The following is a 25,485-nucleotide window of genomic DNA, read 5'->3' as shown; positions in this document are numbered from 1 at the left end:
TCCCTTACCGCAGTTCCACCGCACTATCGATAGAAGGAGCGCCGACATGGCCGCCACCCAGGAAGAGATCCTCAAGGGCCTCGCCGAGATCGTCAACGAGATCGCCGGTATCCCCGTCGAGGACGTCAAGCTGGACAAGTCCTTCACCGACGACCTGGACGTCGACTCGCTGTCCATGGTCGAGGTCGTCGTGGCCGCCGAGGAGCGCTTCGACGTGAAGATCCCCGACGAGGACGTCAAGGGCCTGAAGACCGTCGGTGACGCTGCCGGCTACATCCTGAAGCACCAGGACTGATCAAGCGTTCGTCGCCACCCCGGCGGTGGCGGTTCCAGCACCTCTACACGTGGAGACAGAATTCCTGTGAATCCGACCAATCGCACCGTGGTCGTCACCGGTATCGGCGCAACCACACCGCTGGGTGGCGACAGCGCATCGACCTGGGAAGGGCTGCTCGCCGGGCGTTCCGGCGCCCGCGCCCTGGAGGGTGAGCGGTTCGCCGAGCTGCCGGTCCGTATCGCCGCCGTCGCGGCCGTGGACCCCGAGGACGTGCTGCCCCGGCCGCTCGCCCGCAAGCTGGACCGGTCGGCGCAGTTCGCGCTGATCGCCGCGCGCGAGGCATGGGCCGACGCGGGCTTCACCGCCAAGGCCGGCGAGGACGCCTCGATCGTCCCCGAGCGCCTCGGCACGGTCATCGCCTCCGGCATCGGCGGCGTGACCACCCTGCTCGACCAGTACGACGTGCTCAAGGAGAAGGGCGTCCGCCGCGTCTCCCCGCACACCGTGCCGATGCTGATGCCCAACGGCCCGTCCGCCAACGTCGGCCTCGAGGTGAACGCCCAGGCGGGCGTCCACACCCCGGTCAGCGCCTGCGCCTCCGGCGCCGAGGCCATCGGCTACGCCGTCGAGATGATCCGCACCGGCCGCGCCGACGTGGTCGTCGCGGGCGGCACCGAGGCGGCCATCCACCCGCTGCCCATCGCGGCCTTCGCCAACATGATGGCGATGTCCAAGAACAACGACGAGCCGACCACGGCTTCGCGTCCGTACGACAAGAAGCGCGACGGCTTCGTCCTCGGCGAGGGCGCCGGCGTCGTCGTCCTGGAGTCGGCCGAGCACGCCGCCCGCCGCGGCGCGCGCGTCTACTGCGAGGTGCTGGGCCAGGGTCTGTCCGCGGACAGCCACCACATCGCCCAGCCCGAGCCGAGCGGCCGCGGTATCGCCGCCGCGCTGCAGAACCTGCTCGACAGCACCGACCTCAAGCCGTCGGAGGTCGTGCACCTCAACGCGCACGCCACCTCCACGCCGCAGGGCGACTCCGCGGAGCTCAAGGCGCTGCGCAAGGTCCTCGGCGACGACCTCGACCACGTCGCGGTCTCCGCGACCAAGTCGATGACCGGCCACCTGCTCGGCGGTGCCGGCGGCATCGAGACGGTCATGACCGTGCTCGCGCTGTACCACCGCACCGCGCCCCCCACGATCAACATCGAAGAGCTCGACGAGGACATCGACGCGGACATCGTGCGCGACGAGCCCCGCAAGCTCCCGGAGGGCTCCATCGCGGCGATCAACAACTCGTTCGGCTTCGGCGGCCACAACGTGGTGCTCGCCCTGCGAACGGTCTGATCGCGCCCTGGCGCCGCACTCTTACGGGCGAAGGGCCCGCCCCGGCCGGGGCGGGCCCTTCGGCGTACCTGCGCCGCCTCACGCGTCGAAGCTGGCGAAGTAGGAGGCGGCCATGTCCTCGTCGCCGTGCCCCTGCTCGACGGCCCGCCGGAAGCGCTCCGCGCCCGCCGCCGCGACGTCGAGGCGCACCCCGGCCGACTCCCCCGCCGCGACGATCAGGCGGGCGTCCTTCTCCGCCGTCGTGGTGGCGAAGCTCGGCGGCGTGAGGGCGCCGCTGCGCAGGAGAGCGGTCTTGGCCCGCAGATAGCCCATGTCGAGCGGGCCGCCCGCCACCGCGTCCAGGAACCCCTCCGCCTCCACTCCCAGCCCCTCGGCCAGGGCCAGCGCCTCGGCCGCGCCGTGGGTGACGGCGAGGATCCAGCTGTTGACGACGAGCTTGAGCCGCGTGGCCGCGCCCCGCGCGGCGTCGTCGCCCACCCAGACGGTACGGGCGCCCACGGCGTCGAAGACGGGGGCGAGGACCTGCCGTACGGACTCCGGTCCCGCGGCCAGCACCGTGAGCGTGCCCTCCTCGGCGGGCCGCCGGGTGCCCACGACCGGGGCGTCGACGATGACCAGCTCCCGCTCGCGGGCGAAGGCGGCGAGGTCCGCCAGGCCCTCGAGCCCGGCGGTCGTCGACTGGACCCACACCGTGCCGGGGCGCAGCCCGGGCGCCGCCGCGCGCATCACGTCGAGGGTGGCGGGTCCGTCGTGGAGCATGGTCAGGACGACGTCGGCGCCGCGTACGGCCTCCTGCGGCGTGTCCGCGACGGTGGCGCCGTCGGCGGCGAGGGGCTCGGCCTTGGCCCGGCTGCGGTTCCAGGCGCGTACGGGCAGTCCGGCGCGGGCGAGGTTGCGGGCCATGGGGGCGCCCATGGTGCCGGTGCCGAGGACGGCGACGTGCACGGGGGCGGGGGCGGGGGCGGAAGGGGTGTCGGCCATGACCCGGACGCTAGGCGCTGGAGTGCGCTCGAAGGCAAGAGCGCGCCGTCGGGGCGCCCGTCCGGGCGCGGTTCACACCACCTGGTGCAACCAGCGCACCGGTGCGCCCTCGCCCGCGTAACGGAACGGTTCCAACTCGTCGTCCCAGGGCTTGCCCAGCAGCTTGGCGACCTCGGCCTGCAGATCGCTCTCGCCGCGGTCCGCGCGGGACATCGCGGCGCGCAGCCGGTCCTCGGGGATGAGGATGTCGCCGTGGATGCCGGTGACGGCGTGGAAGATGCCCAGGTCGGGGGTGGAGCTGTAGCGCTCGCCCTCGGCGGTGGCGCTGGGGTCGGCGGTCACCTCGAAGCGCAGCAGGTGCCAGCCGCGCAGCGCGGAGGCGAGCTTGGAGGCGGTGCCGGCCTGGCCCTGCCAGGAGAACTCGGAGCGCCAGGTGCCGGGCGCCGCGGGCTGGCGGATCCAGTCGAGGGTGACCCGCACGCCGAGAACGCCCGCCACGGCCCATTCGACGTGCGGGCACAGCGCGCGCGGCGCGGAGTGCACGTACAGAACTCCACGTGTCGTCACCGGGACCTCCAGTGCGGTTCGAGGTTCGCCTTCCCCAGCGGCCTCGCACCCGTGACGGTCCCGCCCGGGGCGGCGGTGGGCAGTCCGCCCCCATGACCACTCCCGCACCAGCTCGCGAGGTTACCAACAGTAAACACCATCGGGAGCAATTCTCCTGAAAATGGACAGGAAGTGACGTGTTGTGATTTCGTCGCGCCGCGTTTGCAAAGATCCCGGAACAAGTTGATCACCGGGGAAAAGCTACCGTGCGGAAGCGCCTGTGGGGTGACGTACCGTCGGTCCCGGACAGATATCACCCGGCCGGAGGGGGAACGAGATGGCGACGACCAGGAGGCGAAGGCGGCCCGTGGGCATACGGACCGCCGCCGCGGTGCTCGGCGCCGTACTGCTGGCGACCGGGTGCGAGGACGGCGCCACCGGGACCAAGGCGGCCGAGCCGAGCCCCACCCGTCCCGCCTGGAACCCCCGCCCGGCCTCGATGGCCTCCCTCGGCGACTCCATCACGCGCGGCTTCGACGCCTGCTCCGTGCTCGAGGACTGCCCCGAGGTCTCGTGGGCCACCGGCACCGAGGTCGACAGCCTCGCCCGGCGGCTGCTGCTGTCCCCGCAGACCAGCAGCTGGAACTACGCGAAGACCGGCGCGCGGATGGCCGACCTGCCGGGGCAGATGCGCTCGGCCGTGGCCCACAAGCCGCAGCTGGTGACCGTCCTGCTCGGCGCCAACGACGCCTGCCGCGCGGACGTGGCCCAGATGACGCCCGTGGACCGCTTCCGCACCGACTTCGAGGCGTCGTTGGGCACCCTGCGCTCCACCCTGCCGAAGTCCCAGGTCTACGTCGCCGGCATCCCCGACCTGAAGCGGCTGTGGTCGGAGGGGCGCAAGAGCATGCTCGGCAAGCAGATCTGGAAGATGGCGTCGATCTGCCCGTCGATGCTGCGCGACGCCGACGCGGCGGACGAGGCGGCCGAGGAGCGGCGGGCCCAGGTCGACAAGAGGGTCGGCGAGTACAACGCCGTCCTGAAGGACGTCTGCGGCCGGGACGCGCTGTGCCGCTACGACGGCGCGGTGAACGGCTACAACTTCACCGGCCAGGAGCTGAGCAAGTGGGACTGGTTCCACCCCAGCAGGAAGGGCCAGGTCGAACTGGCCGGCATGGCCTACCGCGCGATCACGGCACCGAAGCCGCTGCCGTAGCGCTGAATTCGAGCCCGTCCGGCGATCGAGGACACGGCACAGCCGGCCCGTCCGGCGATCGAGGACAAGAAACGGGGAAGGGGCGGAGCCCGTCAGGTGGCTCCGCCCCCGCAACGGCCGGAGAGCCGGACCGTCTCACGGCCCGGTACCCCGCCGGTGGCACCGGCGCCCGTACCCTCGCCCCGGGAAGCCGGTGCCTCGTTGAGCCCGCCCGGTGGGGACCAGGCCGAGGCGGAGGGATCGCGCGGAGACCGCGACCACCCTCCGACCGCACGCTATCCGATGAAGGCCCCTGGCTCATAAGCGAGTTCACCCGCGCCGGGGACACCGGCGGCCCGTCCGCTCACTCCGCGCTGTCGGCGTGCGGGCGCAGCCCGACGCCGGTGATGCCGTCCCAGTCCGTCAGCTCCTCCACCAGCGGATGGGCCGACCTCTTGCCCTCCAGGCTCAGCACGACCCCGGCCTCCTTGCCCTTGCTCTTGGGGCCCTCCCCGGCGCCGGCCTCCGCGTCGACCTGGACGTCCATCACCCGGAAGCCGCTCTTGGTGCACAGCTCCAGCACCCGGCCGAGCAGCCCCCGGCGCGTGCGGTAGGACAGGATCAGCTCGACCCGCTCGACGCTTCCCAACCGCCGGGTCAGCAGCACGAAGCCGCGCACCACCAGGAAGTGCACCGCGGTCGCGGCGGCCGCGAGCAGCGGCAGCCCGCCGCCGCACGCCATGCCGACGGCGCAGGTCAGCCAGATCGTGGCGGCCGTCGTCAGGCCGCGCACCGCGTCCCGGCGGACGAAGATGAGGCCGCCGCCGATGAAGCCGATCCCGGAGACGATCTGCGCCGCCACCCGGGACCCGTCCAGGCGGGCGTCGCCGTCGAGGTCGGCCAGCGCGCCGAAGCCGTGGATCGAGATCTCCATGAACAGCGCACTGCCCACCCCGACGAGGGTGTGCGTGCGCAGACCGGCGCTCTTCTGCTGCAGCTCGCGCTCGAGGCCGATGAGCGAGGACAGCAGGAGCGCGAGGGCCATCTCGGCGAATTCCCGGGCGCCTTGCCCGGCTCTGGGGTCGAACAGCGGGGCAGCGAAATGTCGTCCGGCGGATATGAGCGGGTCGGCGAGAAGCTGCGAGATTGCCATTCCGCCATTGTGGCCTGAAGGTGACTGTCCGCGAGGGGAGTTGGCCTCCCCCTACCGCCAATGCCGCCGCAGTGGTTACCTTCCGGCTCATGAGACCCGTTGATTCCGCCCGGATATCCCGCAGGAGCACCCTCGGCACCCTCGGCGCCGTCCTGCTCGCCTGCACCCCCCTCGCCCTCCCCGCCCCCGCCACGGCGGCGACGCGCACCGCACCGCCCACCGCACCGCTCACCGTCGAGGAACAGCGGCTGGCCGGCCCCGTACCGCAGGAGATCCTGCGCCGCAGCGGCTTCGACAGCGTGGCGCCCGGCTTCGCCCTCGCCCTGGCCCGTACCCGTACCGTCGCGCAGGCCGAGACGCTGGCCTCGGTCCACGGGCGGCAGCTGTGGCGACGGGCCGTGGACCGGGTCCAGGGCCGCGGCCCCGCCGGCGGCGATCTGAGCCGGGACGACGACCGGCCGCTGTACTGGGCGCGGCTGGGCATGACGCGGGCGCTGCGCGAGTGGCGGCCGGCCTTCGAGCTGGACGAGCGGCGGCGCGCGGAGCTGGTGGCGACGGTGGAGCGGGGCTCGCGGGGCCAGGACTCGATCGCCCTGCCGTCCGGCTCCGGGGTCAAGCGCGTCCTGATCACCGGCTTCGACCCGTTCCAGCTCGACTCCGACGTCCGCCGCTCCAACCCCTCGGGGGCGGCGGCCCTCGCCCTCGACGGCACCACCGTCGACACGCCGGCGGGCCCGGCGCGCATCGAGGCGGCCCTCTTCCCGGTGCGCTGGGACGACTTCGCCGACGGCACGGTCGAGCGGACCCTGCTGCCGCACTTCCGGCCCGGGCCCGGCAGGGTGGACCTGTTCACCACCATCAGCCAGGGCCGGCCCGACCGCTTCGACGTCGAGCGCACCAACGGGGCGTGGCGCGGCGGCTACCAGGACAACGTGAACGTCTCGCGCACGCAGACCGTGCCCGTGCCGCCCGGCGTACCGACCGTCGTTCCGCAGCCGCAGTGGACGACGACCAGCCTGCCGTACGCCGCGATCACGGCGGCGGCCACCGGGCCGTTCCGGGTGTACGACAACACCGCCGTCACCGAGATCCCGGCGGGCGGCGGCGAGGAGGTGGACCGGCCGGACGGGCCCACCCCGGGCTCGACCGCCCGCGCGGGCGGCGGGGGCGACTACCTCTCCAACGAGATCGCCTACCGGGCCACCCTGCTGCGCGACGCCGTGGGCCTGCGCGTACCGGGCGGGCACCTGCACACGCCGGTGCTGCGATTCGGCGAGGGCAACACCGACCCCGCGACGGGGCGGATCACCGACCCCGAGTTCGTACGGAACCGGCTGGCGATCACCGCACAGATCCGGTCGGTGATCTCGGTGGCCGTGGGGGCTACGGGCCGGTCATGATGACCGCATGATCATTTCTGCCGCTCAGTTCACGTCCCGGCCCTGCGACATCGACGCCAACGTCGCCCGCATGGCCGGCTTCGTGGCCGGGGCCGGCGAGCGGGGTGCCTCGCTCGTCGTCTTCGCCGAACTCGCCGTCACGGGCTACGAGCTCGACGCGATCGTCGCCGATCCCGGCCGGCTGACCATGGCCCCGGACGACGCCCGGCTGGCCCCGGTCCGCGACGCCTGCCGGACGGCGGGCGTCGCGGCCGTGGTCAACTGCGCGGGCACGGCCCCGGCCGGGCCGACCATCAGCTCGTTCGTGTACGGGCCGGACGGCGCGCTGCTCACGCGCTACGACAAGGTGCACGTGACGGAGACGGAGGCCGCGGCGGGCTTCACGGCGGGCACGGAAGACGGCCGCTTCACCCTGGACGGCGTCGGCTTCGGCCTCGCCATCTGCTTCGACGCCCACTTCCCCGACGTCGCGGCCCGCGCGGCGGCCGACGGCTGCCGCGCCCTGCTGGCGAGCTCGCTGTACGGCCGCCCCACGGGCGAGGCCGAGCGAGCGGAGATCTTCCCGTCCCTGGCGAAGGACCACGCCCTGCACGTCCTGCTGGCCAACCACGTGGGCCCGTCGGGCCCGTACGACGCGTGCGGGCTGAGCGCGGTGTGGGGCCCGGAGGGGGAGGTACTGGCGGAGGGGCCGGAGACGAGGGCGGGCCTGGCATTCAGCTCAATGTGAGCCCCTCCGGCGATTGAGGACCGGGGGTCCGGGGGCGGAGCCCCCGGTTACGGGAAGGGGCGGGGCTGGGGAGATTCCACACCCTCGCCCTCACCCTCGACGGTCTCCCCCATAAGGTCCCGCACCAACAGCGTCGCCCCGGCGACAGCCCCCGGCATCACGAAGACGGCCACGAACGGCACCAGGAACAGCAGAGCGACCGGCACCCCGAACCCCAGCGTCAGCAGCTTGCGCGAGCGCAGCATCGCCAGCCGCTCCTTGAGCGGCACCCCCCGCCGCTGCAGGGCCACGGCGGTGAGCTCCTCGGCGAGGAAGAAGCCGGAGACGCAGAAACCGATCACGGGAATGACGGTCTGTCCGATGACGGGCACGAAGCCCAGCGCGAAGAACAGGACGCCCCACAGGGCCACCCGCACGAGCACCGCGAGGCTCTCGCGGGCCGAGATCCACAGCTCCCGCCACAGCGGCAGCCCCGACTCGGGGGCGCTGCCGCCCTCGGCCAGGTCGACCCGCTCGGAGAGGGACTCATAGAAGGGCTGCCCGACCAGCAGCGTCACCGCCGTGAAGGAGATCACCGACAGCAGCAGGCAGCCGCCGAAGAACACCGTCGTCAGGGCGCCGCGGAAGAGGCCGAGCCAGGGTGAGCCCCAGCCGTCGGCGAAGGGCGTGGCCCAGCCGACGAAGTCGTCCGCCCATATGACGAGCGCGACGATCGCCGCCGCGTACCCGACCAGGGTGATGAGCCCGGGCAGCAGCCCGAACCCCCACTGCCGGCGGTTGCGGCCCACCCAGCGCTGCCCCTTGGCCAGGTACGTCATGCCCGCTACAAGATCTCGCATGGCGGGAAGCGTAGCCGCTCGGTGGAAAGGCGATCGTCGCGCTCGTGTACCGGGTTCGTCCCGGTCAGACGACGTCGAGGGTGACCTCGATGTTGCCGCGCGTGGCGTTGGAGTACGGGCACACCTGGTGCGCCTGCTCCACGAGCGCACGGGCGGTGGCCTCGTCGACGTTCGGGATGCGGGCCGAGAGCGCGACCTTGATGCCGAAGCCGCCGTCGGGGGTCTTGCCTATGCCGACCTCCGCGGTGACGGTCGAGCCGGAGATGTCGGCCTTCGCCTGGCGGGCGACGACGCCGAGGGCGCCCTGGAAGCAGGCGCTGTAGCCGGCGGCGAAGAGCTGCTCGGGGTTGGTGCCGGCGCCGCTGCCGCCCAGCTGCTTCGGGGGGTTGACGACGACGTCGAGCTGGCCGTCGTCGCTGGCGACGCGGCCGTCACGGCCGTTCTCCGCGGTGGCGACGGCGGTGTAGACGACCTCGACGGGCTGGATCGGCATAACGTTTCTCCTAGGAGGGGGGATTGACTCAGGGGGTGGGAAGGAAGGTCAGGCGTCGAGGCTGACGATCATCTTTCCGGTGTTCTCGCCGCGCAGCAGGCCCAGGAAGGCCTCGGCCGCGTTCTCGATGCCCTGCACGACGGTCTCGCGGTACGTGAGCTCGCCGGAGCGGATCCAGCCGCCGACCTCCTGGACGAACTGCGGGCGCAGCGCCTCGTGGTCGGAGACGATCATGCCCTGGACGCGCAGCCGCTTGGCCAGGATGTTGACCATGTTGCGCGGGCCGGGGACCGGCTCGGTGGCGTTGTACTGGGCGATCATGCCGCAGATGGTGACGCGGCCCTTCAGGTTCAGGGCGCCGAGCGCGGCTTCGAGGTGCTCGCCGCCGACGTTGTCGAAGTAGACGTCGATGCCGTCGGGGGCCGCCTCCTTCAGCTGCTCGGCGACGGGGCCCTTCTTGTAGTTGAAGGCGGCGTCGAAGCCGTGCTCGTCGAGCAGGACCTGGACCTTCTCGTCCGAGCCCGCGCTGCCGATGACGCGTGCCGCGCCCTTGAGCTTGGCGATCTGGCCGACCAGGCTGCCGACCGCGCCGGCGGCGCCGGAGACGAAGACGGTGTCGCCCTCCTGGAAGGAGGCGACCTCCAGCAGGCCCGCGTAGGCGGTCATGCCCGGCATGCCCAGGACGCCGAGGTAGGCGGAGAGCGGGGCGACGCCGGGGTCGACCTTGGCGGCGCGCCGGGCGTCCACGACGGCGTACTCGCGCCAGCCGAGGCCGTGCAGGACGTGGTCGCCGGGGGCGAAGCCCTCGGCCCGGGAGGCGATGACCTCGCCGACCGCGCCGCCGTCCATGGGCTGGTCGAGCTGGAACGGCGGGATGTAGGACTTCACGTCGTTCATCCGGCCGCGCATGTACGGATCCACCGAGAGGTGGATGTTGCGGACCAGGATCTGGCCCTCCGCGGGCTCGGGGACCGCGGCCTCGCGCAGGGCGAAGTCCTCGGGCTTCGGCCAGCCCTGCGGACGGGCGACCAGGTGCCATTCGCGGCTGGTGGCGGGCATGGCGGTCATGGGGAACCAACCTTCCTTATGCTTCAGGAGATGAAACAATCATGTGCCTCGATATTTCATGTTGTCAAGTAACCCGGTAGACTGTGTCCCATGACCCCGACTCCGGCACCGACTCCCCCGGCGAACCCTCCCGCGCCCTCCGCCGCGCCCCGGCCCGACGCCGTCACCGTGGAGGTCGTCGAGCTCATCGGAACCGTCGTGGCGCGCTACCACGAGGAGTACGAGGAGGCGGCCGGCAAGCACTCCCTCACCGGCGCCCAGGCGCGCGTGCTGGCGCTGCTGGCCCATGAGCCGATGCCCATGCGCAAGATCGCCCAGAAGCTGAAGTGCGAGCCGTCCAACGTCACCGGCATCGTCGACCGCCTCGAGGCCCGGGGCCTGGTCGAGCGTCGCCCGGACCCGGACGACCGCCGCGTCAAGCTCGCCGCCCCGACCGCCGAGGGGCTGGCCACCTCCGCCCGGCTGCGGGAGTCGCTGCACTTCGCGCGCGAGCCGCTGGCCGGGCTGTCGGCTCAGGAGCGCACGGCCCTGCGCGACCTGCTGCGGCGGATGCTGGGCGAGGAGCCCCCGCCGTCCGCCTAGCCGACGAGCGTCAGCGCGGCGGCGGCGGTGACCGTGCCCAGGCGCGGCATGTCGAGCGTCACCGACGCCCGGTGCTCCTCGGCGGTCAGGGCGCTCATCGCGTCCTCGACGAAGACCAGGTCGTAGCCGTGGTCCGCGGCCGCGCGGGCGGTCGACTCCACGCCGAGGTTGGTGGCGATGCCGGCCAGGACGAGCGTCCGCACGCCCCGCTCGCGCAGCCTGGCGTCGAGCTCCGTGCCGTGGAACGCCCCCACGGTCCGCTTGACGATCTCGATGTCCCCCGGCTCGGCGATCCCGGCGAGCAGCCCGCTGCCGGGCGGCTGCTCCGCGACGCCCTCCCGCTCCACCCGCACGACCACCACCGGCGCCCCCGCCTTGCGGAAGGCGCCGGCCAACTCCGCCGCCGTACCGGCCACTTCGTCACCCGCACGCGGCGCGAGGGGCAACGCCACGACGCGTTCCATGAGATCGACGAGGACGAGTGCGGTGCGCTGGGGGTCGATTTCCGTCATGGCCAGACCGTACCGGCCACGACCACGGCATGGGCGGCCTCCGGACCAGCCCACGGCTGACGGGAGGTAAAGCTTGCGCGAAAGGGCGGCTACGGCCGGGACCGGAGTGACGGACGCGCCAACTCGCCGGGGTTTGGCCATCGGTTGCCCGAACGTGCCCCGGGTGCGCGACGATGGCCCCCATGAAACCGGCCCCAGACCCCGGCCCCGGCGCCTCCCACGCCTTCGGGCCCCTGGACTTCCAGCTCGTCCTGCTGCGCCGGATGGCCGACCACCAGCCCGGCCTGGTCGAGGACGCGCTGCGCGAACTGGGCGTGGGCCGCGCCGAGATGCGCGAGGCGAACCGCCGCTGGCAGGCCATGCTGCGCTCCCCCCGCCGCGGCGGCGCCGGCCCCCGCTACCGCTCCGTGCTCGGCCCGCCCGAGAGCGTCGGCGAGCGCCGCGTAGGGGACCTGGTCTTCGAGGCGACGACATGGCCGGTGCCGCTCTGGCCCGATCTGCGCTTCGAGGTGCTGAGCGCGCCCGGCGGGGCGGTGTGGAACGAGTGGCTGATCCGCGCCCCCGGCGCCCGCGGCCCGTCGCCGCGTACGGTCGAGGACCTGCTGCCCTGGTCGTGCACGGTGGACGAGGTGGCCCGGGCCTTCGCCCCCGCCCGCCCGATGGAGGGGACGGCGCCCACCCGCTGGCGGCTGGCCTTCACGGCCCCGGACGCGTCCGGGCAGCGCGCACCGTACGTGGCGGAATTCACCTGGGGGCTCTTCCAGCGACTGGTGCCCTGAGGGCGCGGCGGGCGCCCTGAGGGCACGGCGGGCGCCGGGGGCCTGGCATGTAGGCCTCCAGGGGGAGACGGAACTGGCCGATCGGCCGAAGCGGAGGAAACGTTCCGATTCCTACGTTGGTCCGCATGTCCCGTCGCGCACTCCTCCCGATGACCGCCCTGCTGCTGGCCCTGCCGGTGTTCCTGCTGGCCGCCTGTGCGCCGGGCGGCGGCACCGGCAAGGTCATCGGCGGCCCGGCCCGGGCCGAGGAGCCGTCCCGGGTCTCCATCCCCTCCATCGGCGTCACCAGCCCGCTGATCCGGCTGGGCCGCAACGGGGACGACACCGTGCAGGTCCCGCCGCCCGAGAAGGGCACGACCGCCGGCTGGTACACGGGCAGCGCGAAGCCGGGCACCCCGGGCGCCGCCGTGATCATCGGCCACGACGGGCCCCGGGGCGGCAAGGCCGTCTTCCGCGACCTGCACAAGGTCGGCAAGGGCACGGTGATCAACGTGGAGCGGGGCGACGGCAAGGTGCTGCGCTTCTCCGTGACGGACACGGAGACGGTCGACCGGAGCGCCTTCCCCACCCGGAAGGTCTACGGGCACACCGAGGAGAAGGCGCTGCGGCTCGTCACGTGCGCGGACGAGGCGGCCCCGCAGGGCCGTCCGGTGGAGAGCCTCATCGTGTACGCGGAGCTGGTGGCGTAGGAACGCCCGCGCGGCGGCGGCCCCGGGAGGGGAGGGGCCGCCGCCGCGCGGGCGATCCGTCGTCCGACGGGGCCGGCCGGGCTCAGGCGAGCTCGGCGGCCAGGGTGATCGTCGTCCCGGCGAGCGCCTGGCTGACCGGGCAGTTCTTCTTGGCGTCCTCGGCCGCGGCGACGAAGCCCTCCTCGTCCAGGCCGGGCACCTCGCCCCGGACGCTCAGGTGGATGCCGGTGATGCCCTCGCCGGGCTGGAAGGTCACCTCGGCCTTGGTCTCCAGGCGGGTGGGCGGCGTACCGGCGCCGGTCAGACCGTGCGAGAGCGCCATGGAGAAGCAGCTCGAGTGCGCGGCCGCGATCAGCTCCTCGGGGCTGGTCTTGCCGTTGGCCTGCTCGGCGCGGGAGGGCCAGGAGACGGGGTACTCGCCGATGCCGGACGACTCGAAGCTGACGACGCCCCTGCCCTTGAGCAGTTCGCCTTCCCAGGCGGTGGTCGCGATGCGGGTGGTGGCCACGGGTTCCTCCATGTGAAGAACGGGTCATATAAAAGATCGGGGACAACGCCCCGATCATCATGCCCCCGCCGCGCCGGCCCCGGTTCCGACACGCCCGTTCCAGGCGACCAGCGCCGGGCGCCCGTGCTCGGTGCCGAGCCGGCTGACGGTGCCGGTGTCCAGCCGGAACAGCGCACCGGCCGAAGGCGGCAGCCTGAGCCTACGAGCCGTGAGCACCCGCAGGAAGTGGGCGTGCGCGACCAGGACGACATCGCCGCCGGCCGGGTCCTCGAGCCGGGGCCCGATCCTCGCCAGGACGCGGTCGGCGCGCGAGCCGACCTGCCCGGGCGACTCACCGGGGTGCCCGTCCGGGCCCGGCACGACGCCGTCGTCGAACAGGAACCAGCCGGGCCGGTTCCGCTGGATCTCGGCGGTGGTGACGCCCTCGTACCCGCCGTAGTCCCACTCGCACAGGTCGGGCTCGGTCCGTACGTCCTTCAGCCCGGCGAGCTCGGCCGTGCGCGCGGCCCGCGCCATGGGGCTCGCGAGCACCAGCCCGATGTCCCGCCCCTCCAGCCACGGCCGCAGCTGCTGCGCCTCGCGCTCACCGCGCTCGGTCAGCGGCTTGTCGGTCCAGCTGGTGTGCCGCCCGTCCCGGCTCCACGCCGTCTCCCCATGCCGGATCAGCAGCAGCTCACTCATCGCCGTCGCGCGCCTGCCCCTGCTCCTCGGCCACGGAGGCCCGCACCTCGTCCATGTCCAGCGCCCGCGCCTGCCGGATCACGTCCTCCAGCGCCGCCTCCGGCAACGCCCCGGGCTGCGCGAACACCGCGATGTTCTCCCGCACGACCATCAGCGTCGGGATCGACCGGATCTCGAACGCGGCGGCCAGCTCCGGCTGCGCCTCGGTGTCCACCTTGGCGAACACCAGGTCGGCATGCTTCCCGGCCGCCCGCTCGAACACCGGCGCGAACTGCCGGCACGGCCCGCACCACTCGGCCCAGAAGTCGATGAGGACGAACCCACCCCCGGACACGACCTCGTCGAAGTTCTCCTTGGTCAGCTCCACGGTGCTGCCACCCATGCCCGCCCACCCGCTTCCGGTTGTCTCGTCCGTCGTCCAGTGTGACTCACTGACAGTAACGAAGCAGTGCGACGAGGTGTTCCGCGTGCGCCAGGGGGCGCAGCCGCCGACGGCGACTGCGCCCGTGTTTCGGGTCAGACGAGGATAAACGACTCGCTTTGGCCGAAGGCGGCGACAGTGCCGCCCGTGTTGGTCAAGGTGACCGTGTACCGCAGGACGTGGCGCCTGACTGCGGCCGGCACCGGGAACGGGAATCGCTGGACCTTGACGTAGTTCCCCGCCGCGCCGCCGTCGGGGTTCCATCCGTCACCGGCGTCGAAGATCTGCGCGTCCACGAAGCCAAGAACCGCATTGGGTGCCGCCAGCGTCTCGTCCACGCACGTGAGTTCCAGCGTGTAGGCGCCACCGGAGTTGCCGATCGTGCTGCCTGCAGCGACCTCCAGGATGACCTCGAAGGAGGCGGCGAGAGGCAGTGCGTTCGGCTTGCTGCTTGCCACTGACGTGCCCGTCGCGACCGTGACGAGCCGGGTAACGCGTACTTCGTTGGGTTGCACAGGTCCCCCCTGTGTGAGAGCCCCCTCTCCGAGGGCTTGCCCGCACAACGTAAGGCCGGCGCCCCTCCTCCCACCTACGCCGAAATCCTGGCGTGCGCAGCACCTTCCGAGCGTGTGGCGGCCGGGATCGGTCGCTCGGTGCAGCCGCGCCCTCCGCGCCGGGCACCCTCTGCCCCGGCACCAGGAAAGGAACGCGTCCCGAACCGCCCCGCTCACGCCGGTCTCATACGCGGGCGGCACGACGGAGCCCAGGCGCGTGGACCCTGACCCAGGTCCCGCCTAAAGGGGGATCGACGGGTGGGCGCCTCCTCGCGTAGGCGTCGGCGGACAGGGCCCGTGCGCTCCCCGGGCCCCGGTCCACACTGGAGACAGCCAGGAAGGCGGGCCTCATGGACCACATCACTCACCGCACCGGCACGGCCGCCGGCGAACCCGTCGCCCACGACTTCGCCGCCGGTCCCGGCCCGGGCAGGGCGTCCTGGGGCACGGCCGCCAGGGCCACCGCACACTGCCTCACCGGCTGCGCCATCGGTGAGATCCTCGGCATGGCCGTCGGCACGGCCCTGGCCTGGGGCAACGCGCCCACCATGGCCCTGGCCGTCGTCCTGGCGTTCCTCTTCGGCTACTCCTTCACCCTCTACGCCGTGCGCGGGGCAGGCCTGGGCCCGAAAGCCGCAGTCCGCGTCGCACTGGCCGCCGACACCGTCTCCATCGCCCTGATGGAACTGGTCGACAACGGGATCATCGCCCTCGTGCCCGGCGCCCTGGACGCCCACCTCACCGACGCCCTCTTCTGGTACGCGCTTCTGGGCGGCTTCGCCGTCGCCTTCGTCGTCACCACGCCGGTGAACAAGTGGATGATCGGACGCGGCAAGGGCCACGCCGTCGCCCACACCCACCACTGAGCCGCACGGGCCCCCCGGGGCCCCAACAGCCCCCGGACAGCACGAGGCCCCGCCCGGACATCCGGGCGAGGCCTCGAAGACGCAGGTCGCATCGTTTCTGCACCTGAGCCGCGCGTGTGGGGCGGGTGGGACTCGAACCCACGGCCGACGGATTATGAGTCCGCTGCTCTAACCGGCTGAGCTACCGCCCCGTTCACGGCGCGTCGCGCACATCTGTGCGCGCCGTCTGCCGCAGCATAGCCGCTCATACGATCTGTTGCCCCGGAGGGGCCGTATCGTGTGATCGGTCTGACCATGAGGACTTCGATCACGGCCGTTCGGTTCCCTCCGGAATGAAAAAAGGACCCCGAAGGGCCCTCTCTCACTGCTCCCCCGACTGGACTCGAACCAGTAACCTGCCGATTAACAGTCGGCTGCTCTGCCAATTGAGCTACAGGGGACCGCGCTCCCCCGACTGGACTCGAACCAGTAACCTGCCGATTAACAGTCGGCTGCTCTGCCAATTGAGCTACAGGGGAATGTCGCGTATGCCTCGAATGCACCTCCGGCCGGTCTCCCGGGCGGCGGGCGCTCGCTGCGAGACATAGATTAGCGCAAGCAGGGGGGTGCTCCGCCAATCGGTATCCCCCGGGGCCCCGGGAGTGACCTTCGGCCCTGCCGGGTAGGCGGCAGCACAGCGGATCCAACGGAAGGATGGGGCGCGATGCGCTACCGGCTGACGTTCATCACCGGCGCGGCTGTCGGGTACGTGCTCGGCGCACGCGCCGGGCGCGAGCGGTACGAGGAGCTGCGCAAGGGAGCGCAGCGGGTCGCACAGAATCCGGCGGTGCGCAACACGGCCGAGACGGCCGCGGTGAACGGCCGGGCGATGGCCACCCGGGCGATCGGCAAGGTCGGCGAGCGGCTGCCCGGCTCGGTGACCAGCCGGATCCGGTCCCTGCGCGAGCAGCGCACGGCCGACGAGGACGACTGGGGCACCAGCAACACCTGACCGGCGGGCGGCCGACGCCCTACCGATGCGGGTCCGGCGCCGATGGTTTGGCATCATCTCGGCATGGGCATAGTCGCCGGGTTGGACAGTTCCTCAGAGAGCACGCGGATCGTCGTGTGCGATACGGACACGGGTGCCGTGCTCCGGCAGGGTTACGCACCCCATCCGCAGTCGTCGCCGGAAGGCGATCCACAGGCGTGGCTGATCTCGCTGGGCGAGGCGGCGACCGGCGGGCTGCTGGAAGGCGTGCAGGCCATCGGCGTCTCCGCCCAGCAGCACGGCCTGCTCACGCTGGACGCGGGCGGCGTGCTCGTACGGCCCGCCCTGCTCGGCAACGACAAGCGGATGCAGGCCGCGGCGGCCGATCTGACCGACGCGCTGGGCGGCCGGGCCGCCTGGGCCGAGGCGGTCGGGGCGGTGCCGCAGGCGGCGCAGCCGCTGGCGAAGCTGCGCTGGCTGGCCCGCAACGAGCCGGAGTCGGCCGCGCGGGTGGCCGCGGTGCTGCAGCCGCACGACTGGCTGGTGTGGCAGCTGCTGGGCCGCCCGGCGCGGTGCACGACGGACCGCGGCGACGCCTCCGGTACGGGCTTCTGGTCGGCGGCCACGGGCGGCTGGCGGCCGGATCTGGTGGAGCTGGCGCTGGGCCGGCAGGCCGCGCTGCCCGAGGTCCTCGGGCCCGCCGAGCCGGCCGGTCACACCCCCGAGGGGCTGCTGATCTCCGTCGGTACGGGCGAGACCATGGCGGCGGCCTTCGGGCTGGGCGTGGGGATCGGCGACGCGGTGATCTCCATGGGCGCCTCCGGCTCGGTCTTCGCCGTGCACCACTCGGCCCTCGCGGACAGCACGGGCACCATCACCTCCTTCGCCGACGCGACCGGCATGCATCTGCCCGTCGTGCACACGCTCAACGCGGTGCGCGTCCTGCGGGGCACCGCCGAGCTGCTCGGCACGGACCTGCCGGGCCTGTCCGAGCTCGCCCTGCAGTCCTCCCCGGGCTCCTACGGGCTGGTGCTGCTGCCCTACCTCGAGGGCGAGCGGACCCCGCACCTGCCCCACACGGCGGGCACTCTGGCCGGTCTGCGGCGCGAGAGCATGAAGCCGGAGCATCTGGCGCGGGCGGCCTTCGAGGGCATGCTGTGCGGGCTCACGGACGCCCTCGACGTGCTGCGCGGGCGCGGCGTCGAGGTGCGCCGGGTCTTCCTGCTGGGCGCGGCGGCGGAGCTGCCGGCCGTGCAGGCGATCGCGCCGTCGCTGTTCGGCGCGCAGGTGGTCGTGCCGCAGCCGGCGGACTACGCGGCGCTGGGCGCGGCCCGGCAGGCGGCCTGGTCGCTGGGCGTGCAGCAGGGCGTGCTCTCCCCGCAGCAGCCCCCGCTGTGGCCTGCGGCCGCCAGCCAGGTCTTCGACCCCTCCGGCGATGACCTGGGCGTCGGGCAGGCGGTGCGCCAGCAGTACGTGACCGTGCGCGAACAGACCCATCCGGGTGCGTTCAACGCGTCCTGAGCGCCTTCAGTCGAGGTAGCCGCGCAGCTGGTCGGCGAAGGCGTGGTCGCGCAGCTTGTTGAGGGTCTTGGACTCGATCTGGCGGATGCGCTCGCGCGTGACGCCGAATATCCGGCCGATCTCCTCCAGGGTGCGCGGCCGGCCGTCGACCAGCCCGTACCTGAGCTGGACGACCTTGCGCTCGCGCTCGCCCAGCGTGGAGAGCACAGCCTCCAGGTGCTCGCGCAGGAGCAGGAAGGCGGCGGACTCCACGGGCGAGGTGGCGTCGCCGTCCTCGATGAGGTCGCCGAGCGCGACGTCGTCCTCCTCGCCGACGGGCGCGTGCAGCGAGACCGGTTCCTGGGCCAGGCGCAGCACTTCGCTGACGCGTTCCTGGGTCAGCTCGAGGTGGGCGGCGACCTCCTCGGCGGTGGGTTCGTAGCCGCGCTCCTGCAGCATGCGGCGCTGCACACGCACCACACGGTTGATCAACTCCACGACGTGGACGGGGACTCGGATCGTACGGGCCTGGTCGGCGAGCGCCCGCGACATGGCCTGGCGGATCCACCAGGTGGCATACGTCGAGAACTTGTAGCCCCGGGCGTAGTCGAATTTCTCAACTGCCCTGATCAGGCCCAGGTTTCCCTCCTGTACGAGGTCGAGCATGGTCAGTCCGCGGCCGATGTAGCGCTTGGCGACGGAGACGACGAGGCGCAGGTTGGCCTCGATGAGGCGGCGCTTGGCCATCCGGCCGAGCACCACCAGGCGGTCGAGGTCGAGGGCGAGCTGGGTGTCGAGGTCGGGGGTGCTGCTCAGCTTCTCCTCGGCGAAGAGTCCGGCCTCGACGCGGCGTGCCAGCTCCACCTCCTCGGCCGCCGACAGCAGCGGGATGCGGCCGATCTCCCTCAGGTACTGGCGGAAGAGGTCGGAGGAGGGGCCGCTGGTGTCGGCCTTCACGGCCGGTTCCGGGGCCGTCTCGTCGGCGAGGGCCAGGGTCTCGGACGCGGGCGGCTCGGCCTGCTGCGGCACGGTCGGTGCCGGGTCGGCCAGGGCCTGAGGCAGGGTCGGGGTCCGGGTCTGCACGGGGGCGACCTCCAGGGTGATCGCTGCTGAGGCGGCAGAGCATGCGGCAGAGCTTTCGTGGCGCGGCGACGGCCGGGCCGCCACCCGTGCCGGGGAGCTGGAGCGGCTTCGCGGGGGGATCCGGGTCCGGCAGGCCGGGCCTGCCGCGCTCCGAGGACTCAGGCACCGCCCACCAGTGTGGGGTACGACGCGGGCCCGCCACGAGGGGCGTGCGCTCACTTTCTGAGCCCGGACCGTGACCGGCTGCTTACACCGTCGATGCGCGAAGGTGCTTACAGGGCTTCGGCGCCGCGGTCCTTGAGGGACTTGCCGTACTGCTGCAGGACCCACAGCTCGTTCTGCACGGCGGCCAGGTGGTCGGGGGCCGCCTGGGCGCCCAGGCGGATGAGGCCGGCCTGGACCTCCTCGATGCGGCGCTCGACGGCCCGCAGCCGTACGTGCACCAGCTGGGTGCCGGCGTAGACCTCGTCGACCGTGCGGGCGTGGATGGCCTCGACGGCGAGCTCGGTGACCAGGGCGCGGACGGTGTCGTCGGGGGCGGCCTCGCGGACCTTGGCCAGATAGCCGTCGTCGGCGTGGGTGACGCCGCCGGCCTCCTCGATGGCACGGCGCACCAGCACGTAGGGCGGGGCGGTGAACTCGTCCTCGCCGTAGGCGTCGAAGGCGGGGGCGACCAGCTCGGGGCGCTGCAGGGCGAGCTTGAGCAGCTCGCGCTCGGTGCGGTGGGCGGGGCTGCGGAGGTTGAGCGCGGGACCGCCGCGGGGGGCGGCCTGTGCGGGCGCCTGAGCGGCCGGGGCCGCTCCCGGCTGCCGGCCCCGGTGCCGGTCGCGTCCCTGGTCCTGGCCGGGGCGCTGGCCACGGTCGCGGGCCCAGCGGGCGAGCTGGGCGACGCGGCGGACGACGAACTGGGTGTCGAGGATGCCGAGCATGCCGGCGAGCTGGACGGCGTACTCGTGCTGGATGGCGCCGTTCTTGATGCCCGCCACGATGGGCGCGGCGGCCTCCAGGGCGGCGGCGCGGCCCTCGGCCGTCTCCAGATTGTGCCGGGCGACGACCTGGCGGATGGCGAAGGCGAAGAGCGGGGTGCGGGTCTCGACGAGGTTGCGGACGGCGTCGTCGCCCTCGGCCAGGCGCAGCTCGCAGGGGTCCATGCCGCCGGGGGTGATGGCGATGGAGGTCTCGGCGGCGAACTTCTGGTCGTCCTCGAAGGCGCGCAGGGCGGCCTTCTGGCCGGCGGCGTCGCCGTCGAAGGTGAAGACGACCTCGGAGGCGGCGTTGTCCATCAGCAGCCGGCGCAGGATCTTGATGTGGTCGCCGGCGAAGGCGGTGCCGCAGGTGGCGATGGCGGTGGTGACGCCGGCGAGGTGGCAGGCCATGACGTCGGTGTAGCCCTCGACGACGACGGCGCGGTTGGTCTTGGCGATGTCCTTCTTGGCGAGGTCGATGCCGTAGAGGACGTGCGACTTCTTGTAGATCTGCGTTTCGGGGGTGTTGAGGTACTTGGGGCCGTTGTCGTCGTCGCGGAGCTTGCGGGCGCCGAAGCCGATGACCTCGCCGGTGATGTCGCGGATGGGCCACATCAGGCGGCCGCGGAAGCGGTCGATGGGCTTGCCGCTGCGGCTGTCCTGGGCGAGGCCCGACAGGAGCAGCTCCTTGTCGCTGAAGCCCTTGCCGCGCAGGAAGCGGGTGAGGTGGTCCCAGCCGGCCGGGCTGTAGCCGACGCCGAAGTGCTGGGCGGCGGCCTGGTCGAAGCCGCGGCCCGCCAGGAACTTCCGGCCGATCTCGGCCTCGGGGCTGCCGAGCTGGTCGGCGTAGAACTGGGCGGCGATCTTGTGGGCCTCGACGAGGCGGATGCGCTCGCCCTGCTGGCGGCCGGGGGTGTAGCCGCCCTCCTCGTACCGCAGGGTGATGCCGGCCTGGGAGGCGAGGCGCTCGATCGTCTCGGCGAAGGAGAGGTGGTCGATCTTCATGATGAAGTCGACGGTGTCCCCGCCCTCCTGGCAGCCGAAGCAGAAGAAGAGTCCCTTGGCGGGGCTGACCTGGAAGGACGGGGACTTCTCGTCGTGGAAGGGGCACAGTCCCTTGAGGTTGCCGCCGCCCGCGTTGCGCAGCTGGAGGTACTCGGACACGACGGCGTCGATCGGGACCGCGTCCCGGACCGCCTTCACGTCGTCATCGTTGATCCTGCCTGCCACGCGTGAATTCTACGGTGGCCCGCCGGCGCTCCCGTCCGCGTCGGCGCCGGCGGCACCTCCGGAGAGCTTGATCGCGAAGATGAAGTGCGGGCCCACGCCCTCGACCGTGAACTCCTCTCCCCGCGCGTGGAAGCCGTGGTGTTCGTAGAAGCCGCGGGCCGGGGTGCGGCCGTTGCACCACACCAGGGCGGCGCCGCGGGCCGCCGCCTCGGCCAGGCCGGCCCGCAGGACGGCGGCGCCGTGGCCCAGGCCGCGGACGGCCGGGTCGCTGGCCATGCCGCGCAGGCGGTACGCCTCCTCCCCCGTGCCGGGCAGCGGCTCGGGGAGGAACGTCGCGCAGCCCCGGAGCTCCCCCCGCTCGTCGTAGGACGCGACGTGGAAGGTCCCCGGGGCGTCGTCCCCGGGGAAGGCGGCGCTGTCGGCGGGCAGGCCGGGCCGCAGCACCGCGTGGCGCAGGGCGAAGACCTCAGCGACCGGGACCGTCGCGGTGCGGGGTGGGGTGGCGGCCACGGCTCAGCCGGCCAGTGCGTCGAGGTCGAGGGGGACGCCCGGGTCGGCCAGGGCGTTCGCGTCGAGGCGGGCGCCGGAGCGGATGAGGCGCTGGACGGACTCGGTGACGTCCCACACATTGACGTTCATGCCGGCGAGCAGCCGGCCCTCCCGGAGCCAGAAGGCGATGAACTCGCGCTTTCCGACGTCGCCGCGGCAGACGACCTGGTCGTACGAGCCGGGGGGCGCGTAGCCGGAGTACTCCATGCCCACGTCGTACTGGTCGGAGAAGAAGTACGGCACCCGGTCGTAGGAGACCTCCTGACCCAGCATGGCGCGGGCGGCGGCGGGTCCTTCGTTGAGGGCGTTGGCCCAGTGCTCGACGCGCAGCCGGGTGCCCAGCCAGGGGTGCTCGGCGGCGGCGACGTCGCCCGCGGCGTAGATGTCGGGGTCGGAGGTGCGCAGGGAGGCGTCGACGGCGACGCCTCCGCCGTCGGCGCGGTCGACGAGGGCGAGGCCGGCGGCCTCGGCGAGGGCGGTGCGGGGGGCGGCGCCGATGGCGGCGAGGACGTCGTGGGCGGGGTGTTCCTCGCCGTCGTCGGTGCGGGCGGCCAGGACCATGCCGTCGTGGCCGGCGATCTCGGTGAGGCGGGCGCCGAAGTGGAAGCGGACGCCGCGCTCGCTGTGCAGGTCGGTGAAGAGCTGGCCGAGCTCGGGGCCGAGGACGGTGTGCAGCGGGGTCGGCTCGGGCTCGACGACGGTCACCTCGGCGCCGTAGCCGCGGGCGGCGGCGGCGACCTCCAGGCCGATCCAGCCGGCGCCGGCGATGACGAGGTGGCCGTTGTCGCGGCCGAGGGAGGACAGCACGCCGCGCAGCCGCTCGGCGTGGGCCAGGCGGCGCAGGTGGTGGACGCCGGCCAGGCCGGTGCCGGGGATGTCGAGGCGGCGGGGTTCGGCGCCGGTGGCCAGCAGCAGCTTGTCGTAGTGGACGAGGGTGCCGTCGCCCAGGCGCACCGACTTCGCCTCGCGGTCGAGGTGGACGGCGGGCTGGCCGAGGTGGAGCTCGATGTCGGCCTTGGCGTACCAGTCGGGTTTGTGGACGAAGACGCTGTCGCGGGCGTCGCGGCCCGTGAGGTACCCCTTGGACAGCGGCGGTCGCTCGTAGGGGTGTTCGCGTTCGTCGCAGATGAGGATCACCCGGCCGGTGAATCCTTCGCTGCGGAGGGTCTCGGCCGCCTTGGCTCCGGCCAGGCCCCCTCCGACGATGACGAACGTCTGGTGTGCGTCCACCACTTGCTGCCTCCTCGCTGCCGCGCAGTCCGTGTCTGCTGACGCGTCTGCGGTTGTCGCCCCCGGTCGGATTGCGCCACTGCCGAGCGTCCCGCACCCGGCGTGCCGCCGGTAGAGGGAGTACCCCGCTCCGGCCGCCGCCCGCAAGGGCCGGCCGGCTCAACCCCGGGGGCCGCCCGGCGGTCCCGGCCTCCGCTCCGCGCCGGTCCCCCTCAGCCGGGCGTGCAGGGAGCGGGCGGAGCTGTCGGTGAGGGCGGCGATCTGGTCGACGATCGCGCGCAGCCGTCCGGCGTCGTCGGCGGCCTCGGTGAACAGGGAGCGGAACTGCGGGTCGAGGCCGTCGGGGGCGCGGGCGACGAGCGCCTCGGCGAGCTCGGCGATGACGACGCGCTGCTCGGAGCGGAGCTTCTCCTGGTCCTCGCGCTGCATCACGTACCGGTCGGCGACGGCCTTGAGCACCGCGCACTCCAGCCGCGTCCCGCGGGGGACGACGAGCTCGGCGCGGTAGCGCGTGAGGCGCGAGGGGCCGTAGGCCGCCCGGGTGGCCGTTTCGGCGGCGAGGCAGAAGCGGCCGATGAGCTGGCTGGTGGCGTCCTTGAGGCGGGCCTGGGTGACGGCGGAGCCGTCGTAGCCGTGCGGCCACCACTCCTGGGCGAGGAGGCGGTCCAGGGCCTCGGCGAGCTCCTCGGGCTCGGCGCCGGGGGCGTAGCGGCCGGCGGCGACGGCGAAGACCTCGCGGCGCTCGGGCTCGGCGAGCAGGGCGTCCGGGTCGAGGTGGCCGGCGTGGAGGCCGTCCTCCACGTCGTGCACGGAGTAGGCGACGTCGTCCGCCCAGTCCATGACCTGGGCCTCGAAGCTCTGGCGGTGCCCGGGGGCGCCCTTGCGGAGCCAGGTGTAGACGGGGACGTCGTCGGCGTAGACGCCGAACTTGCCCGATGCCGGGTCGGTGGGGTGGCCGCCGCGCGGCCACGGGTACTTGGTGGCGGCGTCGAGCGTGGCGCGGGTGAGGTTGAGGCCGACGCTGACGAGCTCGCCGGTGGCGGGGTCGGGCACGAAGCGCTTGGGTTCGAGGCGGGTGAGCAGGCGCAGCGACTGGGCGTTGCCCTCGAAGCCGCCGCAGGGCCCGGCCACTTCGTTGAGCGCCTGTTCGCCGTTGTGCCCGAAGGGCGGGTGGCCCAGGTCGTGCGCCAGGCAGGCGACCTCGACGAGGTCGGGGTCGCAGCCGAGGGCGGCGCCCAGCTCGCGGCCCACCTGGGCGCACTCCAGGGAGTGGGTCAGCCGGGTGCGGGGGCTGGCGTCCCAGGCCTGGGCGCTGACGCCCGGGGTGACGACCTGGGTCTTCCCGGCGAGGCGGCGCAGCGCCGCGGAGTGCAGTACGCGCGCCCGGTCGCGCTGGAAGGCCGTGCGGCCGGGGCGCTTGTCGGGCTCGGGCGCCCAGCGCTCGAGGTCGGACGGCTCGTATCCGGCGATGCCGGGCTTCTCTGTCGCGGTCCCTGCTGTGCTGCCGTTCATACCCTCGACGGTAGCCCCAGGGTGTGACAGCAGCGATGCGCGTTCGGTTCGGGAACCTCCTGGCGGCCCGCCGCGTTGGTCTCGCGAACGGGGAGGTTTCATGGATTCGGCGGGTCCGGTGCGACAGGCGCGGCCGCGGTGGCGGTCGCCGTTGCGGTTGCCGGCCACCAGGGGCGGCAGGCGGCGTGCGCTGTGGGTCGTGATGACGGCCTGTGTGCTGGCGCTGCTGCCCGCCACGTGGGTGTACGCGGAGGGCACGCCGCGGGTGCGCGACATGGCGCATGTGCCGTCGGCGCCGGTCGCGATGGTCTTCGGTGCGGGCCTGTGGGAGGGCAAGCCGTCCCCGTATCTGGCGCACCGGCTGGACGCGGCGGCCGAGCTGTACCGCGCGGGCAAGGTCCGTGTGGTCCTGGTGACCGGTGACAACAGCCGCGAGGACTACGACGAACCGGACGCGATGCGCGCCTATCTGACGGAGCGCGGGGTGCCCGACGACCGCATCGTCAGCGACTTCGCCGGCTTCGACACGTGGGACTCGTGCGCCCGCGCCCAGCGCGTCTTCGGGGTGAAGCGGGCGGTGCTGATCACCCAGGGCTTCCACATACGCCGGGCCCTGGCGCTGTGCGAGGCGGCCGGGATCGACGCGTACGGCGTCGGGGTGGCCGCCAAGCACGACGTCACCTGGTACGCGGGCGGGGCGCGCGAGGTCTTCGCGTCGGGCAAGGCCGCCCTGGACGCCCTGGTGCGGCCCAGCCCCGCGTTCCTCGGGCCGCACGAGCCGGGGGTGGAGCGGGCGCTGGCGGCGGGCTGAGGGGCGGGCCCGGGCCG

At 73.1% G+C, this 25,485-nt stretch carries 28 protein-coding genes and 3 tRNA genes; 12 read left to right on the top strand and 19 right to left on the bottom strand.

What is annotated here, in order from left to right; all coding sequences use genetic code 11:
- Positions 1 to 46 precede the first annotated feature (46 nt).
- A complete protein-coding gene (locus ACIGXW_RS21330) occupies positions 47 to 295 on the top strand; it encodes an acyl carrier protein (RefSeq protein WP_399574444.1) in 249 nt (82 codons plus the stop codon).
- 66 nt (positions 296 to 361) lie between these two features.
- Positions 362 to 1,624 carry a beta-ketoacyl-ACP synthase II gene (gene fabF / locus ACIGXW_RS21325; RefSeq protein WP_071966635.1) on the top strand — a complete coding sequence of 421 codons (1,263 nt, stop codon included), beginning with the start codon at positions 362 to 364 and terminating at the stop codon, positions 1,622 to 1,624.
- A 78-nt stretch (positions 1,625 to 1,702) separates the two neighbouring features.
- On the opposite strand, the gene ACIGXW_RS21320 is transcribed toward fabF, so the two are convergent.
- Positions 1,703 to 2,605 carry an NAD(P)-dependent oxidoreductase gene (locus ACIGXW_RS21320; RefSeq protein WP_399574443.1) on the bottom strand — a complete coding sequence of 301 codons (903 nt, stop codon included), beginning with the start codon at positions 2,603 to 2,605 and terminating at the stop codon, positions 1,703 to 1,705.
- Positions 2,606 to 2,677: 72 nt separating this feature from the next.
- The gene (locus ACIGXW_RS21315) at positions 2,678 to 3,172 is read right to left on the bottom strand and encodes a DUF3145 domain-containing protein (RefSeq protein ID WP_071966633.1); all 495 of its coding nucleotides are present in this window, start codon (positions 3,170 to 3,172) and stop codon (positions 2,678 to 2,680) included.
- A gap of 316 nt (positions 3,173 to 3,488) precedes the next feature.
- Here ACIGXW_RS21315 and ACIGXW_RS21310 point away from each other — a divergent pair, with 316 nt between their 5' ends.
- Positions 3,489 to 4,367 carry an SGNH/GDSL hydrolase family protein gene (locus ACIGXW_RS21310; RefSeq protein WP_071966632.1) on the top strand — a complete coding sequence of 293 codons (879 nt, stop codon included), beginning with the start codon at positions 3,489 to 3,491 and terminating at the stop codon, positions 4,365 to 4,367.
- Positions 4,368 to 4,710: 343 nt separating this feature from the next.
- Here the strand turns inward: ACIGXW_RS21310 and ACIGXW_RS21305 are convergent, their stop codons facing one another.
- A complete protein-coding gene (locus ACIGXW_RS21305; protein WP_399574442.1) occupies positions 4,711 to 5,499 on the bottom strand; it encodes an MgtC/SapB family protein in 789 nt (262 codons plus the stop codon).
- An 89-nt stretch (positions 5,500 to 5,588) separates the two neighbouring features.
- Between ACIGXW_RS21305 and ACIGXW_RS21300 the strand changes: the two genes are divergently transcribed.
- Both ACIGXW_RS21300 and ACIGXW_RS21295 read left to right on the top strand, forming a co-directional pair.
- Positions 5,589 to 6,899: a pyroglutamyl peptidase gene (locus tag ACIGXW_RS21300; protein ID WP_399574441.1), complete on the top strand. Its 1,311-nt coding sequence runs from the start codon at positions 5,589 to 5,591 to the stop codon at positions 6,897 to 6,899.
- A gap of 7 nt (positions 6,900 to 6,906) precedes the next feature.
- Positions 6,907 to 7,626, top strand: a complete 720-nt coding sequence (locus ACIGXW_RS21295; RefSeq protein ID WP_399574440.1) for a carbon-nitrogen hydrolase family protein — start codon at positions 6,907 to 6,909, stop codon at positions 7,624 to 7,626.
- Between the two features lie 47 nt (positions 7,627 to 7,673).
- Here the strand turns inward: ACIGXW_RS21295 and ACIGXW_RS21290 are convergent, their stop codons facing one another.
- The 3 genes from ACIGXW_RS21290 to ACIGXW_RS21280 all read right to left on the bottom strand — a co-directional run bounded on the left by ACIGXW_RS21290 (position 7,674) and on the right by ACIGXW_RS21280 (position 10,026).
- Positions 7,674 to 8,465 (bottom strand): EI24 domain-containing protein, encoded by a 792-nt coding sequence (locus ACIGXW_RS21290; RefSeq protein ID WP_399574438.1) that lies wholly within the window; start codon positions 8,463 to 8,465, stop codon positions 7,674 to 7,676.
- A 64-nt stretch (positions 8,466 to 8,529) separates the two neighbouring features.
- The gene (locus ACIGXW_RS21285) at positions 8,530 to 8,958 is read right to left on the bottom strand and encodes an organic hydroperoxide resistance protein (protein ID WP_071966628.1); all 429 of its coding nucleotides are present in this window, start codon (positions 8,956 to 8,958) and stop codon (positions 8,530 to 8,532) included.
- A 48-nt stretch (positions 8,959 to 9,006) separates the two neighbouring features.
- A complete protein-coding gene (locus ACIGXW_RS21280) occupies positions 9,007 to 10,026 on the bottom strand; it encodes an NADP-dependent oxidoreductase (RefSeq protein WP_071966627.1) in 1,020 nt (339 codons plus the stop codon).
- A gap of 90 nt (positions 10,027 to 10,116) precedes the next feature.
- Here ACIGXW_RS21280 and ACIGXW_RS21275 point away from each other — a divergent pair, with 90 nt between their 5' ends.
- Entirely contained in the window at positions 10,117 to 10,608 is a 492-nt protein-coding gene (locus tag ACIGXW_RS21275; RefSeq protein ID WP_399574437.1) for a MarR family winged helix-turn-helix transcriptional regulator, read from the top strand.
- On the opposite strand, the gene ACIGXW_RS21270 is transcribed toward ACIGXW_RS21275, so the two are convergent.
- On the bottom strand, positions 10,605 to 11,120 hold the full coding sequence (locus ACIGXW_RS21270; protein ID WP_071966625.1) for an isochorismatase family protein: 516 nt from the start codon (positions 11,118 to 11,120) through the stop codon (positions 10,605 to 10,607). The two genes, ACIGXW_RS21275 and ACIGXW_RS21270, sit on opposite strands and share 4 nt — an antisense overlap.
- Before the next feature lie 182 nt (positions 11,121 to 11,302).
- On the opposite strand from ACIGXW_RS21270, the gene ACIGXW_RS21265 reads away from it, so the two are divergent.
- Both ACIGXW_RS21265 and ACIGXW_RS21260 read left to right on the top strand, forming a co-directional pair.
- The gene (locus tag ACIGXW_RS21265) at positions 11,303 to 11,899 is read left to right on the top strand and encodes a hypothetical protein (RefSeq protein WP_071966621.1); all 597 of its coding nucleotides are present in this window, start codon (positions 11,303 to 11,305) and stop codon (positions 11,897 to 11,899) included.
- A 125-nt stretch (positions 11,900 to 12,024) separates the two neighbouring features.
- On the top strand, positions 12,025 to 12,588 hold the full coding sequence (locus ACIGXW_RS21260) for a sortase domain-bontaining protein (protein WP_399574436.1): 564 nt from the start codon (positions 12,025 to 12,027) through the stop codon (positions 12,586 to 12,588).
- Positions 12,589 to 12,670: 82 nt separating this feature from the next.
- Here the strand turns inward: ACIGXW_RS21260 and ACIGXW_RS21255 are convergent, their stop codons facing one another.
- The 4 genes from ACIGXW_RS21255 to ACIGXW_RS21240 all read right to left on the bottom strand — a co-directional run bounded on the left by ACIGXW_RS21255 (position 12,671) and on the right by ACIGXW_RS21240 (position 14,713).
- On the bottom strand, positions 12,671 to 13,096 hold the full coding sequence (locus tag ACIGXW_RS21255; protein WP_071966619.1) for an OsmC family protein: 426 nt from the start codon (positions 13,094 to 13,096) through the stop codon (positions 12,671 to 12,673).
- A 57-nt stretch (positions 13,097 to 13,153) separates the two neighbouring features.
- Positions 13,154 to 13,777, bottom strand: a complete 624-nt coding sequence (locus tag ACIGXW_RS21250; RefSeq protein WP_071966624.1) for a histidine phosphatase family protein — start codon at positions 13,775 to 13,777, stop codon at positions 13,154 to 13,156.
- Entirely contained in the window at positions 13,770 to 14,159 is a 390-nt protein-coding gene (trxA, locus tag ACIGXW_RS21245; protein WP_399574435.1) for a thioredoxin, read from the bottom strand. Before trxA ends, ACIGXW_RS21250 begins: the two co-directional genes overlap by 8 nt.
- Before the next feature lie 134 nt (positions 14,160 to 14,293).
- The gene (locus ACIGXW_RS21240) at positions 14,294 to 14,713 is read right to left on the bottom strand and encodes a hypothetical protein (protein WP_399574434.1); all 420 of its coding nucleotides are present in this window, start codon (positions 14,711 to 14,713) and stop codon (positions 14,294 to 14,296) included.
- A gap of 389 nt (positions 14,714 to 15,102) precedes the next feature.
- Here ACIGXW_RS21240 and ACIGXW_RS21235 point away from each other — a divergent pair, with 389 nt between their 5' ends.
- Positions 15,103 to 15,618, top strand: coding sequence for a DUF4396 domain-containing protein (locus tag ACIGXW_RS21235; RefSeq protein WP_399574433.1), 516 nt, complete (start codon positions 15,103 to 15,105; stop codon positions 15,616 to 15,618).
- A 117-nt stretch (positions 15,619 to 15,735) separates the two neighbouring features.
- Here ACIGXW_RS21235 and ACIGXW_RS21230 read toward each other — a convergent pair.
- From ACIGXW_RS21230 to ACIGXW_RS21220, 3 genes are all read right to left on the bottom strand, one after another.
- Positions 15,736 to 15,809: transfer RNA gene (locus tag ACIGXW_RS21230), tRNA-Ile, on the bottom strand.
- A gap of 176 nt (positions 15,810 to 15,985) precedes the next feature.
- Positions 15,986 to 16,058: transfer RNA gene (locus tag ACIGXW_RS21225), tRNA-Asn, on the bottom strand.
- Positions 16,059 to 16,063: 5 nt separating this feature from the next.
- Positions 16,064 to 16,136 (bottom strand) — tRNA-Asn (locus ACIGXW_RS21220).
- Between the two features lie 185 nt (positions 16,137 to 16,321).
- Between ACIGXW_RS21220 and ACIGXW_RS21215 the strand changes: the two genes are divergently transcribed.
- The gene (locus ACIGXW_RS21215) at positions 16,322 to 16,609 is read left to right on the top strand and encodes a YtxH domain-containing protein (protein WP_360914869.1); all 288 of its coding nucleotides are present in this window, start codon (positions 16,322 to 16,324) and stop codon (positions 16,607 to 16,609) included.
- Between the two features lie 63 nt (positions 16,610 to 16,672).
- Positions 16,673 to 18,109, top strand: coding sequence for an FGGY family carbohydrate kinase (locus tag ACIGXW_RS21210; RefSeq protein WP_399574431.1), 1,437 nt, complete (start codon positions 16,673 to 16,675; stop codon positions 18,107 to 18,109).
- Positions 18,110 to 18,115: 6 nt separating this feature from the next.
- On the opposite strand, the gene ACIGXW_RS21205 is transcribed toward ACIGXW_RS21210, so the two are convergent.
- The 5 genes from ACIGXW_RS21205 to ACIGXW_RS21185 all read right to left on the bottom strand — a co-directional run bounded on the left by ACIGXW_RS21205 (position 18,116) and on the right by ACIGXW_RS21185 (position 24,657).
- Entirely contained in the window at positions 18,116 to 19,255 is a 1,140-nt protein-coding gene (locus ACIGXW_RS21205) for an RNA polymerase sigma factor (protein WP_360914863.1), read from the bottom strand.
- A 188-nt stretch (positions 19,256 to 19,443) separates the two neighbouring features.
- Positions 19,444 to 21,366 carry a DNA primase gene (dnaG, locus tag ACIGXW_RS21200; protein WP_399574429.1) on the bottom strand — a complete coding sequence of 641 codons (1,923 nt, stop codon included), beginning with the start codon at positions 21,364 to 21,366 and terminating at the stop codon, positions 19,444 to 19,446.
- Between the two features lie 9 nt (positions 21,367 to 21,375).
- On the bottom strand, positions 21,376 to 21,876 hold the full coding sequence (locus ACIGXW_RS21195; RefSeq protein ID WP_399574427.1) for a GNAT family N-acetyltransferase: 501 nt from the start codon (positions 21,874 to 21,876) through the stop codon (positions 21,376 to 21,378).
- A 3-nt stretch (positions 21,877 to 21,879) separates the two neighbouring features.
- Positions 21,880 to 23,148 (bottom strand): NAD(P)/FAD-dependent oxidoreductase, encoded by a 1,269-nt coding sequence (locus ACIGXW_RS21190; protein ID WP_399574426.1) that lies wholly within the window; start codon positions 23,146 to 23,148, stop codon positions 21,880 to 21,882.
- 156 nt (positions 23,149 to 23,304) lie between these two features.
- Positions 23,305 to 24,657: a deoxyguanosinetriphosphate triphosphohydrolase gene (locus ACIGXW_RS21185; protein WP_399574425.1), complete on the bottom strand. Its 1,353-nt coding sequence runs from the start codon at positions 24,655 to 24,657 to the stop codon at positions 23,305 to 23,307.
- 100 nt (positions 24,658 to 24,757) lie between these two features.
- Between ACIGXW_RS21185 and ACIGXW_RS21180 the strand changes: the two genes are divergently transcribed.
- Positions 24,758 to 25,468, top strand: a complete 711-nt coding sequence (locus tag ACIGXW_RS21180) for a vancomycin high temperature exclusion protein (protein ID WP_399574424.1) — start codon at positions 24,758 to 24,760, stop codon at positions 25,466 to 25,468.
- Positions 25,469 to 25,485: the final 17 nt, after the last annotated feature.

It is taken from the genome of Streptomyces sp. NPDC053079 (assembly GCF_044546695.1).
In the GTDB taxonomy this organism is placed as follows: Bacteria; Actinomycetota; Actinomycetes; order Streptomycetales; family Streptomycetaceae; genus Streptomyces.
Note: the sequence above shows the minus strand (reverse complement) of the source record. Positions and strands in the feature narration are given on the sequence as shown.

Excerpts from the sequence above, each read along its gene's own strand:
- ACIGXW_RS21330 (WP_399574444.1), top strand. The coding sequence starts at position 47 with ATGGCCGCCACCCAGGAAGAGATCCTCAAGGGCCTCGCCGAGATCGTC.
- ACIGXW_RS21320 (WP_399574443.1), bottom strand. The coding sequence starts at position 2,605 with ATGGCCGACACCCCTTCCGCCCCCGCCCCCGCCCCCGTGCACGTCGCC.
- ACIGXW_RS21310 (WP_071966632.1), top strand. The coding sequence starts at position 3,489 with ATGGCGACGACCAGGAGGCGAAGGCGGCCCGTGGGCATACGGACCGCC.
- ACIGXW_RS21305 (WP_399574442.1), bottom strand. The coding sequence starts at position 5,499 with ATGGCAATCTCGCAGCTTCTCGCCGACCCGCTCATATCCGCCGGACGA.
- ACIGXW_RS21300 (WP_399574441.1), top strand. The coding sequence starts at position 5,589 with ATGAGACCCGTTGATTCCGCCCGGATATCCCGCAGGAGCACCCTCGGC.
- ACIGXW_RS21295 (WP_399574440.1), top strand. The coding sequence starts at position 6,907 with ATGATCATTTCTGCCGCTCAGTTCACGTCCCGGCCCTGCGACATCGAC.
- ACIGXW_RS21290 (WP_399574438.1), bottom strand. The coding sequence starts at position 8,465 with ATGCGAGATCTTGTAGCGGGCATGACGTACCTGGCCAAGGGGCAGCGC.
- ACIGXW_RS21285 (WP_071966628.1), bottom strand. The coding sequence starts at position 8,958 with ATGCCGATCCAGCCCGTCGAGGTCGTCTACACCGCCGTCGCCACCGCG.
- ACIGXW_RS21280 (WP_071966627.1), bottom strand. The coding sequence starts at position 10,026 with ATGACCGCCATGCCCGCCACCAGCCGCGAATGGCACCTGGTCGCCCGT.
- ACIGXW_RS21275 (WP_399574437.1), top strand. The coding sequence starts at position 10,117 with ATGACCCCGACTCCGGCACCGACTCCCCCGGCGAACCCTCCCGCGCCC.
- ACIGXW_RS21270 (WP_071966625.1), bottom strand. The coding sequence starts at position 11,120 with ATGACGGAAATCGACCCCCAGCGCACCGCACTCGTCCTCGTCGATCTC.
- ACIGXW_RS21265 (WP_071966621.1), top strand. The coding sequence starts at position 11,303 with ATGAAACCGGCCCCAGACCCCGGCCCCGGCGCCTCCCACGCCTTCGGG.
- ACIGXW_RS21260 (WP_399574436.1), top strand. The coding sequence starts at position 12,025 with ATGTCCCGTCGCGCACTCCTCCCGATGACCGCCCTGCTGCTGGCCCTG.
- ACIGXW_RS21250 (WP_071966624.1), bottom strand. The coding sequence starts at position 13,777 with ATGAGTGAGCTGCTGCTGATCCGGCATGGGGAGACGGCGTGGAGCCGG.
- trxA (WP_399574435.1), bottom strand. The coding sequence starts at position 14,159 with ATGGGTGGCAGCACCGTGGAGCTGACCAAGGAGAACTTCGACGAGGTC.
- ACIGXW_RS21235 (WP_399574433.1), top strand. The coding sequence starts at position 15,103 with ATGGACCACATCACTCACCGCACCGGCACGGCCGCCGGCGAACCCGTC.
- ACIGXW_RS21215 (WP_360914869.1), top strand. The coding sequence starts at position 16,322 with ATGCGCTACCGGCTGACGTTCATCACCGGCGCGGCTGTCGGGTACGTG.
- ACIGXW_RS21210 (WP_399574431.1), top strand. The coding sequence starts at position 16,673 with ATGGGCATAGTCGCCGGGTTGGACAGTTCCTCAGAGAGCACGCGGATC.
- ACIGXW_RS21185 (WP_399574425.1), bottom strand. The coding sequence starts at position 24,657 with ATGAACGGCAGCACAGCAGGGACCGCGACAGAGAAGCCCGGCATCGCC.
- ACIGXW_RS21180 (WP_399574424.1), top strand. The coding sequence starts at position 24,758 with ATGGATTCGGCGGGTCCGGTGCGACAGGCGCGGCCGCGGTGGCGGTCG.